This window comes from Achromobacter ruhlandii, assembly GCF_002082135.1.
GTDB classification, from domain to species: domain Bacteria; phylum Pseudomonadota; class Gammaproteobacteria; order Burkholderiales; family Burkholderiaceae_B; genus Achromobacter; species Achromobacter ruhlandii.
In genome coordinates, this window is sequence record NZ_CP017433.1 from 3,348,353 (window position 1) to 3,361,300 (window position 12,948).

Annotated in this window: 14 protein-coding genes; 2 read left to right on the forward strand and 12 right to left on the reverse strand. The window is 69.7% G+C overall.

The window, feature by feature from the left end; genetic code table 11:
- Window positions 1-15 precede the first annotated feature (15 nt).
- From AruCF_RS15030 to AruCF_RS15045, 4 genes are all read right to left on the reverse strand, one after another.
- Entirely contained in the window at window positions 16-768 is a 753-nt protein-coding gene (locus tag AruCF_RS15030) for an amino acid ABC transporter ATP-binding protein (RefSeq protein ID WP_026383076.1), read from the reverse strand.
- Between the two features lie 25 nt (window positions 769-793).
- Complete coding sequence (locus tag AruCF_RS15035; protein ID WP_006384524.1) at window positions 794-1,447, reverse strand: amino acid ABC transporter permease; 654 nt, start codon at window positions 1,445-1,447, stop codon at window positions 794-796.
- 116 nt (window positions 1,448-1,563) lie between these two features.
- The gene (locus tag AruCF_RS15040) at window positions 1,564-2,355 is read right to left on the reverse strand and encodes an amino acid ABC transporter substrate-binding protein (RefSeq protein ID WP_049073911.1); all 792 of its coding nucleotides are present in this window, start codon (window positions 2,353-2,355) and stop codon (window positions 1,564-1,566) included.
- Between the two features lie 232 nt (window positions 2,356-2,587).
- Entirely contained in the window at window positions 2,588-3,661 is a 1,074-nt protein-coding gene (locus AruCF_RS15045) for an NAD(P)H-dependent flavin oxidoreductase (RefSeq protein WP_049073912.1), read from the reverse strand.
- Between the two features lie 142 nt (window positions 3,662-3,803).
- Here AruCF_RS15045 and AruCF_RS15050 point away from each other — a divergent pair, with 142 nt between their 5' ends.
- Entirely contained in the window at window positions 3,804-4,628 is an 825-nt protein-coding gene (locus tag AruCF_RS15050) for a TlpA family protein disulfide reductase (RefSeq protein WP_049073915.1), read from the forward strand.
- Window positions 4,629-4,662: 34 nt separating this feature from the next.
- Here the strand turns inward: AruCF_RS15050 and AruCF_RS15055 are convergent, their stop codons facing one another.
- From AruCF_RS15055 to pcp, 7 genes are all read right to left on the reverse strand, one after another.
- Window positions 4,663-5,001, reverse strand: a complete 339-nt coding sequence (locus tag AruCF_RS15055) for a zinc ribbon domain-containing protein (RefSeq protein ID WP_049073918.1) — start codon at window positions 4,999-5,001, stop codon at window positions 4,663-4,665.
- Window positions 4,998-6,140: a thiolase family protein gene (locus AruCF_RS15060; RefSeq protein ID WP_049073919.1), complete on the reverse strand. Its 1,143-nt coding sequence runs from the start codon at window positions 6,138-6,140 to the stop codon at window positions 4,998-5,000. Before AruCF_RS15060 ends, AruCF_RS15055 begins: the two co-directional genes overlap by 4 nt.
- Window positions 6,137-7,450, reverse strand: coding sequence for an MFS transporter (locus AruCF_RS15065; protein ID WP_049073922.1), 1,314 nt, complete (start codon window positions 7,448-7,450; stop codon window positions 6,137-6,139). The genes AruCF_RS15060 and AruCF_RS15065 overlap by 4 nt, the downstream gene beginning before the upstream one ends.
- Window positions 7,451-7,483: 33 nt before the next feature.
- Window positions 7,484-8,131, reverse strand: coding sequence for a transporter substrate-binding domain-containing protein (locus AruCF_RS15070; protein ID WP_167385883.1), 648 nt, complete (start codon window positions 8,129-8,131; stop codon window positions 7,484-7,486).
- 105 nt (window positions 8,132-8,236) lie between these two features.
- Window positions 8,237-9,262, reverse strand: coding sequence for a Bug family tripartite tricarboxylate transporter substrate binding protein (locus tag AruCF_RS15075; RefSeq protein WP_080977436.1), 1,026 nt, complete (start codon window positions 9,260-9,262; stop codon window positions 8,237-8,239).
- Between the two features lie 165 nt (window positions 9,263-9,427).
- Window positions 9,428-10,315, reverse strand: a complete 888-nt coding sequence (locus AruCF_RS15080; RefSeq protein ID WP_049073970.1) for an alpha/beta fold hydrolase — start codon at window positions 10,313-10,315, stop codon at window positions 9,428-9,430.
- A gap of 13 nt (window positions 10,316-10,328) precedes the next feature.
- Window positions 10,329-10,976 carry a pyroglutamyl-peptidase I gene (gene pcp, locus AruCF_RS15085; protein ID WP_049073972.1) on the reverse strand — a complete coding sequence of 216 codons (648 nt, stop codon included), beginning with the start codon at window positions 10,974-10,976 and terminating at the stop codon, window positions 10,329-10,331.
- A 93-nt stretch (window positions 10,977-11,069) separates the two neighbouring features.
- On the opposite strand from pcp, the gene AruCF_RS15090 reads away from it, so the two are divergent.
- Window positions 11,070-11,996 carry a LysR family transcriptional regulator gene (locus AruCF_RS15090; protein WP_049073974.1) on the forward strand — a complete coding sequence of 309 codons (927 nt, stop codon included), beginning with the start codon at window positions 11,070-11,072 and terminating at the stop codon, window positions 11,994-11,996.
- Window positions 11,997-12,078: 82 nt separating this feature from the next.
- On the opposite strand, the gene AruCF_RS15095 is transcribed toward AruCF_RS15090, so the two are convergent.
- Window positions 12,079-12,912, reverse strand: a complete 834-nt coding sequence (locus AruCF_RS15095) for a DUF4189 domain-containing protein (RefSeq protein WP_049073975.1) — start codon at window positions 12,910-12,912, stop codon at window positions 12,079-12,081.
- Window positions 12,913-12,948 lie beyond the last annotated feature (36 nt).

Below are 12,948 nucleotides of genomic sequence, written 5' to 3' on the forward strand. Positions count from 1 at the left end.
GCGCCGATACCGCCCTTACAGCATGTGCGCCAGGAACTCGCGGCTGCGCGGATGCTGCGGCGCGCGGAAGAAGTCGGCCGACGGCGCCTCTTCGACGATGCGGCCCTCGTCCATGAAGATGACGCGGTGCGCCACTTCGCGGGCGAAACCCATTTCGTGAGTCACGACCAGCATGGTCATGTGCTCGTCGGCCAGCTGGCGCATGGTGCGCAGCACTTCGCCGGTCAGCTCGGGGTCGAGCGCCGAGGTCGGCTCGTCGAACAGCATGATGTCGGGTTCCATCGCCAGCGCGCGGGCGATGGCCACGCGCTGCTTCTGGCCGCCGGACAGGCGCGTGGGATAGTTGTCGCGCTTGTTCAGCAGGCCGACCTTGCGCAGCAGTTCCTCGGCCTTGGGCACGATGGCGGCGCGCGGCATGCCCTTGACGATCATGGGCGCTTCGATGATGTTCTGCAGCACGGTCATGTGCGGGAACAGGTTGAACGACTGGAACACCATGCCCATCTTGCGGCAGATGCGGCGCACGTCGCCATCGCTGGCGTAGCGGCTCTGGCCGCCCGGCACCGCCGTGGCCAGGGCTTCGCCCTCGATCTCGATGGTGCCGTCGTCGATGGTTTCCAGGTGGTTCAGGCAGCGCAGGAAGGTGCTCTTGCCCGAGCCCGACGGCCCGATCACCGCCACCACCTCGCCCTTGCCCAGTTCCAGCGAAACCTGGTCCAGCACCCGGTTGGCGCCGAACGACTTGACGATGCCGCGCGCCGAGATCATGGCGCCGCGACCGCCGGCGGACGGATTACTGGTCGTATTTGGCATAGCGCTTTTCCATACGCTGGAAGAACCACGTCAACACCAGCGTCATGATGAGATAGAAGGCGGCCGCGACCAGGAACGGCGTGGTCGTGAAGTCGCGCTGCACGATGCCGCGCGCGGTGCGCAGGATATCGTTGAGCGCCAGCACGTAGATCAGGGAGGTGTCCTTGACCAGCGTGATGGTCTCGTTGCTCATGGGCGGCAGCACCCGCTGCACCATCTGCGGCAGCACGATACGGCGCAGCGTCTGCAGGTAGGTCATGCCCAGCACCTTGCTGCCCTCGTACTGGCCGCGGTCCACCGACTGGATGCCGGCGCGGAAGATCTCGGCGAAATAGGCCGCGTAGTTCAGCGCGAACGCCACCACCGCCGCCGGGAAGTCGGGCAGGCGCACCCCCACCACCGGCACGAACGGCAGCGCGAAGTAGATGAACAGCATCTGCAGCATTAGCGGCGTGCCGCGCATCAGCCAGATGTAGCCGTTGACCAGCTGGCTGACGAAGCCCCACTTGGAGATCCGCAGCAGCGCCAGCACCAGGCCCAGCGGCACGGCCAGCGCCAGCGTGATGAAGAACAGCGTCAAGGTCACTTTCGCGCCTTGCGCCAGGGGTCCCAGGAGGGAGAGTACGTAGTCCATGCGGATGGGTGGGCGCCTTGCCGGCGGGAGAAATCAGGAGCGGGATGGGCGGCGCGGGCAATCGCCGGACTGAAAAACGCCCGGACCGCGCCGCGGTCCGGGCGTTTCCCGGGAGATTACTTGACGATGTTGGCGCCGAACCACTGGGTGGCGATGCGGCCGGCGGTGCCGTCCTGCTTCATCGAGTCCAGGGTCTTGTCGAGCTTGGCCAGCAGCTCGGTGTCGTCCTTGCGCACGCCGACGCCGTAGTCTTCGGTGCCGAAGTTGTCGTCCAGCACGCGGTATTCACCGGCGCGCTTGCTGATCAGGTAGCGGCCCACCACTTCGTCGACCACGATGGCGTCCAGGCGGCCGGCGGCCAGGTCCATCAGCGCGGTGACGTTATCGCCGAACTTCTTGACTTCCTTGATGCTGCCGGCGACCGGGTCCTTGGCGATGGCGTCGGTGGCGCTGCTGCCGTCCTGGGCGCCGACCACCTTGCCGGCCAGATCGGCCTTGGCCTTCACCGGCGAGGCATTGCCGACGATGATGATCTGGTGGTTGGCCATGTAGGGGGCGGTGAAGCTGATGTTCTTCTTGCGCTCTTCGGTGATGGTCAGGCCGTTCCAGAGCACGTCGACGCGCTTGCCGTTCAGCTCGGCTTCCTTGGCGCTCCAGTCGATCGGCTTGAATTCGACTTCCAGGCCCAGGCGCTTGCTGGCTTCCTTGGCCATGTCGACGTCGAAACCGACGATCTGGTTGTTGGCGTCGCGGAAACCCATGGGCGGGAAGTTGTCGTCCAAACCGACGACGACCTTGCGGGCGGCGGCCGGGGCCTGCGCGCTGGCGGCCGGCGCGTTGTCGGACGGGCCGCAGGCGGTCAGCATCGTGGTGGCGGACACGAGAAGAACAGCAGTCAGTTTTTTCATATTTATCGAGGGCGCGAGGCGCAGGAATGAAGAAGGCCGGAGGGCTCGACGAAAGCCGCGAGCCGGTTATTTTAGCGTCCCTGGAAATATGTGTTTCATCGTGGCCATATATAGGGCCAAGCGATAGTGCCGGACAAGATCCTGCCAGGGGACGGGTTGCCTGCCCCCAACGGCGTCAACGCCCAGGCGCCGCCTGCCGGCACATTCGCCAACCCGGACAGGCCGCGAGGCCCTAGCCGGCCCGCGCCGCCATGCCCCCGCGCAGGCCGGCCGCGCAGTCGAGCGCATCGTCCCACAACTGGCGGGTCAGCGCCTCCGCGTCGGTCTCGCGCGCCAGCGCGGCCGCCTCGCCCGACCACAGCAGCGAAAAATCCCCGCTGCCGGTCTTTTCCACCGCCGCCCGCAGCGGATCGACCGCCCCGGTCGCCAGCGGAAACGCCGGCGCCGCCGCGCTCATCGGCCCCTGTTCGCGCATGAAGCGCGTCAGCAGCCCGCGCGCCGGGCGGCCGGTGTACAGATTGGTCAGGCGCGTGGCATCGTCGCGCGCGGCCAGCACCGCCTGGCGATGGATGGCCGAACGGCCGGCCTGCGGCGTCAGCAGATAGGCGGTGCCCAGTTGCGCGGCCGCCGCGCCCAGCGCGAAGGCCGCGGCGATGCCACGCCCGTCGGCGATGCCGCCGGCCGCGATCACCGGCGCGCCCACCGCGTCCACCACCTGCGGCAGCAAGGCGTACAGGCCCGGCTGCGCGCCGATGTCATCGGTCAGGAACATGCCGCGATGGCCGCCCGCCTCCACGCCCTGGGCGATGATGGCGTCCACGCCCCGGGCGTCGAGCCAGCGCGCCTCCTCGACGGTGGTGGCGGAGGACAGCACCATGGCGCCGGCGCGCCGCACCCGCTCCAGCAGCGCGTCGTCCGGCAGGCCGAAATGAAAGCTCACCACCGCGGGGCGCGATTCCTCGACCACCTGGCACATGGCGTCGTCGAACGGCGCGCGGCCCGGGCCGCTGCCGGCGGCCGACAGGTCCAGCCCGGCCTCGCGGTAGTACGGCGCCAGCGTCTCGCGCCAGCGGGCCTGGGCCGCCTCGTCGGGCGCGGGCGGAGTGTGGCTGAAGAAATTCAGGTTGAACGGCGCATCGGTCTGCGCGCGGATCGCGGCGATCTGCTCGCGTAATGCGTCCGCGCCGAGCGCCGCGCAGGCCAGCGAGCCGAGGGCCCCGGCGCGACATGCGGCGATGGTCAGCGGGCTGAAAGAGCCGACCATCGGCGCTTGGATCAGGGGCAACAGCGAAGGCAGCGATTTCATCGAGGGCACACGACGGCGAGGAAGGATGCCCAAGCATATCGCAACGGCGTGCTAGGCTTGGACCTTGTCCCTACTCGCATCACGCCATGGAATTTCGCAGCAACGGCCGCCCCGGCACGGCCGCGCGTCGGGAGCGCGCCGCATGAGCCCCGCCCTCCGTCTCGGCCCCCTGGTGTTTCCGATCGAGCTCGTGCTGCTGGCGGCCGCCGTCGCCGTCGGCCTGCTCGCCAGCCGCCTGCTGGCCGGCGCGCGCGCCGAGGACGCCAGCCGCGTCTTGTGGCGTGGTCTGCTGCTGGGCCTGCTGGTGGCCCGGCTGGCCTTCGTCTGGCAATACCACGATCACTTCCTGCAGGCCCCGCTCAGGATTCTCGACCTGCGCGACGGCGGCTGGGCCGGTTCCGCCGGACTGGCCGCGGCGCTGGCCTACGGCGCCTACGCCGTGCTGCGCCAACTCGCTCCACGCCGCGCCGTGTTGGTCGCGATGGCGCTGGGCACGGCGGTCTGGCTCGGCGGCGGCCGCCTGCTGACGCCATCGGCGCAGCCCCAGCCACAGCTGGCGGCCCTGTCGCTGCACCAGCTGGATGGCGCGCCCGTCTCCCTGGCCGCCTTTCACGGCAAGCCGATGGTCGTGAACCTGTGGGCCAGCTGGTGCCCGCCATGCCGCCGCGAAATGCCGGCCTTCGAGCAGGCGCAGGCGGCCAACCCCGACATTCATTTCGTCTTTCTGAACCAGGGTGAAGCGGCGGCCACCGTCCGCCAATACCTGGATGAGCACGCGCCATCGCTTGCCAACGCCTTGCTCGATCCGGCCGGCGACGCCTCGCGCCAGATGAGCAACCGCGGCCTGCCCGCGACCCTTTTCCTCGATGCCCAGGGCCGGCTGATGGACGTGCGCGTCGGCGAACTGTCGACCGCCGCGCTGGCGCAACGGCTGCAATCGATCCGCGCGGTCGACGGGCAGCGCTGATCGGCGCGCTCACGCCAAGGCCGCTTCCGGGCTGTCAGCCCTCGCCCGGCACCGCGTCGCCTTGGGACAACGCTTGCGCCCAGGGCAGCGCCGCTCCGTGCGCCGTCCTTGTCGACAAGCGCAGCCCCTGCCCCACCCCTTGCGGCATATCCGCCAGGCGCACCACCAGCAGCGGCCCGCGCGGCAGCGCATTGACGGTGGCGAAGACGCCGTCGGCGTCGCCGCCCTTGCCCGGCACCCGGGTCCACGCCAGCAGTTCAGCTTGCTCCACCGCCACCTCGCGCGCCCGCTCGTGTCCGCACGCCGGGCACCACAGCCGCGCCGGGTAGACCCGGTGCCCGCACTGTGCGCATTCCATCACGCTGAAACTCATGCATCCTCCCGGGCCAACACCGCCGCGTTGGCGCACATGCCGTAGCGCAGTTGCACCATGCCGTAGCCGGTCGCCACGCCGTGGCGCGCGCCCGCCACCTGCCGCGCGCCGGCGCGGCCCAGCAATTGGCGCGCCACTTCCGCCAGGCCATGCATGCCGCCGGCCGTGCCGGCCTGTCCCGCCGACAACTGGCCGCCCGCCGTATTGACCGGCAACTCGCGCGTGGCGATGCGGCGCGCAATGAACCCCGGCAGGTCGTCCGCCGGCGCCAGGCCCAGGTCGCACAACTGCGCCACGGCCATGGCCGGGTAATCGTCGTACACGCCGACCACGTCCATGTCTTGCGGCCCGAGGCCAGCCTCGGCCCACAGCACGGGCGCGAACCCGGCGATACCGGTCACCAGCCCGTCGCCTTCCTGCTGGTCGGCGTTGTAGCGCGCGCCGCTGGCCCGCAGCGCGACGTGCACGCCTTGCGGCCGCGCCTGCAGCACCAGCGCGCAGGCGCCGCTGACCACCGGCACGCAATCGAGCCGGCCCAGCGGCTCGGCCACCATCGGCGCCTCCAGGTACTGCGCCAGCGTCAGCGGCTGGCGATAGGCAGCGTTGGGATTGCCCGCCGCCCAGGCGCGCTGCGCCACGCACAGTGCGCCATAATCCTCGCGCCGCAGGCCGGTTTGCGCCATCTGGCGCTGCGTCAGCATGGCGAACAGCGGGTTCGGCCCGGCGCAGCCCAGGGGGCTCAGGTAATCCTGCGCGCTGCGGTTGTAGCGCCCCACCAGCGCGGCAAAGTCGGCGCCGCTGAAATGGTCGCCCGCCACCAGCACGATGGTGCGCGCCTGCCCGGCCCGCAGCGCCAGCCAGGCGTGGCGCAGCATGTTGATGGCGCTGGCGCCGCCCATCTCGTCCTGCATGCACCAGTCCAGCGTCAGCCCGAGCCGCCACGCCATGTCGATGGCGCGGTCGGGGCGCAGCGTGAACGAGGCCAGCCCCAGTCCGTCGACGTCCGCCGGCCGCAACCCGGCGTCGTCCAGCGCCAGCCGCACCGCCCGCGCGATCAGCGTGGCCGTGTCGCAGCCAGGCTCGGGATGGCGCAGCGCGGGCGTCTCGCCCACGCCGACGATGCCGGGACCGGCGCTCATGCCGATTCCTGGCGCGGCGGTTCGCGCGTCAGCAGCAAGGTGATGACCGTAATGGCGGCCATCCCCACCAGGAACCACGCCACCGGCGTGGCCGATTCATACTTGCGCAGCAGCGCCATGGCGATCAGCGGCGACAGGCCGCCGGCGAACACCGAGGCCAGCTCGTGGCCCAGCGCCAGGCCGGTGTAGCGCACCTCGGCCGGGAACAGCTCGGCGAAGTACGCCGGCTGGGTGCCGATCATGGCCGCGTGACAGACCGTATTGCCCAGAAAGAACGCCAGGAAGATCCACACCGGCTCCTTGGTCTGCACCAGCCAGAAGAACGGAAACGCCGCCAGCATCAACCCGGCCGAGCCGATCAGGTAGACGGCGCGCCGGCCGATGCGGTCCGACAGGTGGCCGAACCACACCAGCGTGCCCAGCTCGATGAACATGGACGCCAGCACCCCGCCCAGCATCACGTCATTGGGAATGCCCAGGAACTTGCCGTAGGCCAGCGCGAACGCCAGGAAGATGTACGAGCCGCCGTTCTCCGCCACGCGCAGCCCCATGGCCGTGAACACCTGGCGCGGATAGCGGCGGAACACTTCCACCGCCGGCATGCCGCGCTTGGCGGTCTTCTTGGCCTGCACGAATTCGTCGCTTTCCGGGATGTGCTTGCGGATGTACAGGCCGATGCCGAAGATCAGCACGCTCAGAAGGAACGGCAGGCGCCAGCCCCAGCTCATGAAGGCCTCCTGCGGCAGTTGCTGCGCCAGCATGAAAACGCCGGAAGACAACACAAAGCCGCCCGCCACGCCCAACTGGCTGAACGACGAAAAGTAGCCGCGGCGCTTGCCGCCCACCGCCTCGCTGATGAGCAGCACGCCGCCGCCCCATTCGCCGCCGGCGGCCGCGCCTTGCAGCACGCGCAGCACCACCATCGCCACCGGCGCCCAGATGCCGATCTGCTCATAGGTGGGCAACAGCCCGATCAGGAAGGTGGCCGCGCCCATGATGCCCAGCGTCCATTCCAGCGCCAGCTTGCGGCCGTAGCGGTCGCCGATGTGGCCGAACACCACGCCGCCCAGCGGCCGCGCCAGAAAGCCCACCGCAAAGCCGGCGAAGGCGCCCATGGTGCCCAGCAGCGGATCGGTGCCCTTGGGAAAGAACAGTTCGCCGAACACCAGCGCCGCCGCCGTGCCGTAGATGAAAAAGTCGTACCACTCCATCGCGTTGCCGGCGACGGACGCCATCACCACCCGCCGCGTGCGCTTCCTGCGGGCCTGCTCGTCGGCGCTCTGCGCCGCGCCCTGGTATGCCATCGTCATGCTCTTGCCCCTTGTTTTATCTATGGACGGGATTCAGCGCGCCACGCGGTAGCCGGCGGCGTCGCGATCCCAGGTGTCACCCGTCACGCCCTCATCGCGCAACCGGAACTTGCGGACCTTGCCGTTCTCGGTGCGCGGCAGGTCATCCAGCACGCGCAGATAGCGCGGCACGGCGAAATACGGCATGCGCGGCTGGCAGAAATCCAGCAGCGCCTCGGGCGTGAGCGCGCAGCCCGGCTTGCCGCGCAGGTCTTCCCACTTGGCGATGCCGCTGTCCTTGCGCGTGGCGGCCGCGCCGCCCACGCGGAAGAACGGCGTCGGCGCGTAGCCCAGGATCTCGGCGCGTTCGGGGTTCAGCTCCATCGATGCGATCAGCAGATCGACCTTGCCCGAGATCAGGAACTGGGTGCGGGTGGCGGTCTGCACCTGCACCAGCTCGGCCTTCACGCCCAGGCCCTTGGCCAGTTCACGCGCCAGGTCGGGGTTCCAGCCGACGAGCTGCTGCGTGGCCGGGTCGATCGAGCCGAACACGCCCCCGTTGGCCAATACGCCGATGGTGACGGTGCCGCGTTCCTTGATCTTGTCCAGCGTGGCGTCGGCATGGGCGCCGGTGGCGCCGGCCGCCAGGGCCAGCGCGACGGCCGCCTGCAGGATACGGCCGGAGATATTGCGAGTCTTCATGTTGTTGTGTCGTAGGCATTGAACGAAGTTCTATGCTGCGGTCCGGCGCCGCACAACACAAAGAAGACTTTCAGATATGAATATGAAACCGCTGTTGCGGCGCGTCTACTGGAGCTTGACGTCGGCCGTGGCGATCACGCGGCGATAGGTGGCGATGTCGTCGCGCACGGTCTGGTCGACCGCTTCGGGCGTCGAGGCGGCGATGGCGAAACCCAGGTTCTCCAGCAGCGTGGCGGTCTCCGGCTCGCGCAGCACGGCCACCACGTCGCGATGGATGCGCTCGACCAGCGCGCTCGGCGTCGAAGCCGGCACCACGAAGCCCTGCCAGCTCTCGACCGCGTAGTCGGCCAGCCCCGCCTCCTGCATGGTCGGCACCTCGGGCAGCGCCTTGGAGCGGTACGGCGTGGTCACCGCCAGCGCCACCAGCTTGCCCGAGCGCACGTTCTCGGTGGCGGCGGCCAGCGTGATCAGCATGGCGTCCGCGTGGCCGCCCAGCACATCCAGCGTGGCCGGCCCGCCGCCCGGATAGGGAATCTGGTTGGTCTTGGCGCCGATGCGCTCGTTGAGCAGTTCCACCGCCAGGTGCTGCAGGCTGCCATTGCCGCCAGGCAGCGCCAGCGAGATCTCGCCGGGCCGGCTGCGCACCAGCGCCACGAATTCCTGGAAGGTCTTCACGCCCAGGCCCGGGCGCACGACCAGCAACTGCGGATTGACCACCGCCTTGGTCACGCCGCGCAGATCGCGCAACGGGTCGTACAGCGGCTTGCCGGGTTGCAGCGCGTTCAGCGACAAGGCGTCGCCGCCCAACAGCAGCGTGTAGCCGTCGCCGCGCGCATGCGCCACCGCGGCATTGCCGATAGCGCTGCTGGCGCCGGGCTGGTTCTCCACCACCACGCTCTGCCCCCACTTCTCGCTCAGCTTCTGCGCCACGGTGCGCGCCAGCTTGTCGGCGCTGCCGCCGGCCGCGATCGGCACGATCAGCTTGACCGGCCGGCTCGGATAGCGCGTGGCGTCGTCGGTGGCGGCCGGCGCGGCGCCGGTCATGTTGCTCAACAAGCCCGCGCCCACCACCACGCCGCCGGCCAGGCCGAGCGCGGCCTTCAGTACGGATCTGCGTCGATTGCCCATCATCCTGCTCCCTGCGGAAATTCCAAGCAGGCCAGGATAGGAGCGCGCCGCGCGCCGGACAAATACCGATGCGCAATGTGGAAATGCCGGGGCGGTCCTTTGCCGTGTCCGTCGTTTGCCGCGCCGCCGTTTTCCGGGGCGGCAGCCTGCCGCGGCGGTCGCGCGCGGCTACGCCAGGAACGCCAGCATGCGCCGCGCCAGTTCGCGCGGCTGCTCTTCCGGCAGATAGTGGCCGCAATCGGCCAGCACCCCGCCGCGCAGGTCGCGCGCCAGCGGCCCCAGCGCCTCGTACAGATCGGGCGCGCTGCCATGTTCGCCGCCCAGCGCCAGCACCGGCAGCGTCAACGGCGTCTCGCGCAGCGCCCGGTTCTGCTCGGCCGACTGGTGCGCCGCGCGGTAATAGCCCAGCATGCCGCGCAAGCCGCCCAGCGTCTGGTACACGCGCTCGTACTCATCCAGGTCGGCGCGGCTGAACACGCCCGGCTTGTTGGCGGTCTTGCGGCTGAAGAACCACTCGATCAGCACCCGCTCGCGTCCCTGCAGCAGCGCTTCGGGCAGGTCCGGCACGGTGTTGAAGAGGAAATGCCAGCGCTTCCAGTTGTCCGGTCCCAGCTCGAAGCTGGCGGGCAGCGTCACGCCGGGGATGTTGGCGTCCAGCAGTACCAGGCGTTCGACCTCGTCGGCGTGGCGCGCCGCGTAGGGATAGGCGATCCAGGCGCCGATGTCGTGCCCGGCCAGCGCGTAGCGCGTCAGCCCCAGCGTGTGGAACAGCGCCCGCAGGCGCTCGCCCGCCGCGCGGGTGTCGTAGCCGTCCAGCGGCTTGTCCGAGTCGCCCTGCCCGGGCAGGTCCACCGCATAGAGGCGGAAATGCGGCGCCAGCAGGGGCATGACCCGGCGCCACGCGTACCAGCTCTGCGGAAACCCTGCCAGCAGGATCAGCGCCGGCCCGGCGCCGCCTTCCACCACGTGATAGCCCAGGCCGTCCACCCGCACCTGCCGGTGGCGGAACGGCACGCCATCCAGCGCGAAGGCGTCGGCGTCGTTGAAAGTATCCATCGTCCGTCTCCGTTCAATGCAGCGCGCCGCCGCCTTCCTTGACGTCCGCCGTGACGGCCAGCGAAGTCGCCACCATCACCTTCACGCCTTCGATCAGCGTCTCCAGCGCCAGGCTGGGCTGGCCGGGATGATGGGCCGCCATCTCCGGCAGGTACGGCACGTGCACAAAGCCGCCGCGCAACGCCGGACGCTCGGTGGCGATATAGTGCGACAGGCCGTAGAAGATGGTGTTGCAGTTGTAGGTGCCCGCCGTCGACGACACCGATGCCGGCACGCCCGCGCGCCGCAGGTCGCGCACGATGGCCTTGATCGGCAGGGTCGAGAAATAGGCCGCCGGGCCGCCCGCCACCACCGGTTCGTCGATCGGCTGGCGGCCTTCGTTGTCGGGGATGCGCGCGTCCACCACGTTGATCGCGACGCGTTCGATCGACACGTCGCCGCGGCCGCCCGCCTGGCCCAGGCAGATCACCAGGTCCGGTTGCGCGTCCTCGATGGCCTGGCGCAGCACGCCCACCACCTTGCCGATCACGCACGGCAGTTGGCGCGCCACCAGGGTGGCGCCGGCCACTTGCGCGCCATCCAGGCGCCGCGCGGCTTCCCAGGAGGGATTCAGGGTTTCGCCATCGAACGGTTCGATGCCGGTAATCAGTACGGTCGTCATTGCGCAGTCCTTCGATTCCATTGCTGCCAGCCATGGTAGGACCGCGCCATGGAATTGTTGAAATCCATAATCGCTATTCGTATTATTGATGGCATGAATCTTTCCGCCGTCGACCTGAACCTACTGGTCGCCTTCGAGGCGCTCTACGACACCCGCAACGTGACCCTGGCCGGCCAGCGCATCAACCGCGCCCAGCCCTCGGTCAGCAGCGCGCTGGGCCGCCTGCGCCTGCTGTTCCAGGACGAGCTGTTCCTGCGCACCGCGGACGGCATGCAGCCCACGCCCAAGGCCGCCGCGCTGATGCCGGCCGTGAGCGCGGCGATGGACCAGATCCGCCAGGCGCTGGCGCAAGGCGCCGGCTTCGATCCCCAGGCCGCCGCCGGCCGCCGCTTCACCGTGGCGGCCAGCGACTACGCCGACGTGGTGATCGTGCCGCACATCGTCGCGGCGCTGCGGCGCGACGCGCCCGGCATCGACCTGCGCATCGCGCGGCTCGACCGCGCCGCCCTCTACGAGCAACTGGACAACGGCAGCGTCGACTTGGCCATCGGCGGCCACCTGGCGCCGCCCAAGCGCATGCTGCGCGAACGGCTATACCAGGAACACTTCGTCTGCATCGCCGACAGGCAGCATCCGGCGCTGCGCGGCCGCAAGCTGGACCTGGCGCGCTACGTGGCGCTGCCGCACGCGCTGTTCACGCCCAGCGACGACGGCTCGGCGCGCGGGGTGGTGGACGCCAGCCTGGCGCGGCTGGGCCAGCGGCGCCGGGTGGCCTGCACCTTCGCCCACATCGTCGCGCTGCCGCACGCGGTGCAAGGCACCGACCTGGTGGCCACGCTGGCGCGGCGCGCCGCCTTGCGGCTGGCCAGCCCCGGCCTGACCCTGCGGCCGCTGCCGCCCGAGGTCGACCCGGGTCCTTTCGATATCGACATGGTGTGCAGCCGGCGCGCGCCCGGCGACGCGGCGCTGGCGTGGCTGCAACAGGTGGTGCGCGACGCCGCCGCGCGGCTGGCGGATTGACCGGGCGCCCATGAAAAAAGCCGGCCCCTGTACGGGAGCCGGCTTGCCGTGCCGGGCGGCGCGCTGCCGCCTCATGGCGATCTCAATTGGCTTTTTCGTCCTCGCCGGCATAGCCGCTGATGTAGGGACGGCCCGAGCAGCGCACCATCGCCACGCAATTGGGCAGGCCGCTCTTGGCGCTGCAGGTGTTGCGCGCCGCATCGCGCGCCGTCTTCGGATCCGGATCGAGCGCGGTGTAGCTGCTGCCGCGCCCCTTCACGCCCTTGGCCCAGGCCATGCCGACGCAGGTGTCGCGGTAGGTCAGCACCTTGGTGCAGCCGGTGCATTCATCCCATTCCAGCAGTTGGTTGAGGGCGTCCTTCTCATTGGGGTAGCCGTCCGAGTAGGTCAGGTCGCCCGAGTCCTTCTCGGCGACGGCGCCCCAGTATTCGCGGTCGTTGAGCTTGGCGGACAGGGCTTCCAGCTCGGCGGGCGTGGCCCTTCTGGCCGCTTCCATGTCCTGCGCGCTGTAGCCCGGCCCGACGCACAGCGGCATCGTGGTCAGCCAGCATTTGCCGTTGGGGCTGCCGGCGGTGCAGCGTCGGATCGCCTTCTTGGCCGCCATTTCCGGCGACACGCTGTTGCCAGGGAACAGGTCGTTCGAGGTATTGCGGGCATAGGTCATGCAACTGTCCGAAAACCAGCTCAGCGATTTGCAGTCCTTGCCGCCGCCCTTGCGGCAGGCCGCCAACGCCGCTGCTTCGGCCGCCTTTTCCGAATCCTCGGGCAGCGCCCAATAGATCTTGGCGTGTTTGCCATCCGTCGCAATGCCGCCATACAGTTTGTCGGCATGCGCCTGCGGCGCGAACAGGCCGGCCATCAGCGCCAGCGCGCCGAGCGCCGCGCGGATAGTCGGGGAAAAGCGGGCAAATAGCATGGTGGTGTCCGGATCGGGTGGATTCAGCGGCCACGA

Coding starts and splice junctions, on each gene's coding strand:
- AruCF_RS15030 (WP_026383076.1), bottom strand. CDS start 768: ATGATCTCGGCGCGCGGCATCGTCAAGTCGTTCGGCGCCAACCGGGTG.
- AruCF_RS15035 (WP_006384524.1), bottom strand. CDS start 1,447: ATGGACTACGTACTCTCCCTCCTGGGACCCCTGGCGCAAGGCGCGAAA.
- AruCF_RS15040 (WP_049073911.1), bottom strand. CDS start 2,355: ATGAAAAAACTGACTGCTGTTCTTCTCGTGTCCGCCACCACGATGCTG.
- AruCF_RS15045 (WP_049073912.1), bottom strand. CDS start 3,661: ATGAAATCGCTGCCTTCGCTGTTGCCCCTGATCCAAGCGCCGATGGTC.
- AruCF_RS15050 (WP_049073915.1), top strand. CDS start 3,804: ATGAGCCCCGCCCTCCGTCTCGGCCCCCTGGTGTTTCCGATCGAGCTC.
- AruCF_RS15055 (WP_049073918.1), bottom strand. CDS start 5,001: ATGAGTTTCAGCGTGATGGAATGCGCACAGTGCGGGCACCGGGTCTAC.
- AruCF_RS15060 (WP_049073919.1), bottom strand. CDS start 6,140: ATGAGCGCCGGTCCCGGCATCGTCGGCGTGGGCGAGACGCCCGCGCTG.
- AruCF_RS15065 (WP_049073922.1), bottom strand. CDS start 7,450: ATGACGATGGCATACCAGGGCGCGGCGCAGAGCGCCGACGAGCAGGCC.
- AruCF_RS15070 (WP_167385883.1), bottom strand. CDS start 8,131: ATGAAGACTCGCAATATCTCCGGCCGTATCCTGCAGGCGGCCGTCGCG.
- AruCF_RS15075 (WP_080977436.1), bottom strand. CDS start 9,262: ATGATGGGCAATCGACGCAGATCCGTACTGAAGGCCGCGCTCGGCCTG.
- AruCF_RS15080 (WP_049073970.1), bottom strand. CDS start 10,315: ATGGATACTTTCAACGACGCCGACGCCTTCGCGCTGGATGGCGTGCCG.
- pcp (WP_049073972.1), bottom strand. CDS start 10,976: ATGACGACCGTACTGATTACCGGCATCGAACCGTTCGATGGCGAAACC.
- AruCF_RS15090 (WP_049073974.1), top strand. CDS start 11,070: ATGAATCTTTCCGCCGTCGACCTGAACCTACTGGTCGCCTTCGAGGCG.
- AruCF_RS15095 (WP_049073975.1), bottom strand. CDS start 12,912: ATGCTATTTGCCCGCTTTTCCCCGACTATCCGCGCGGCGCTCGGCGCG.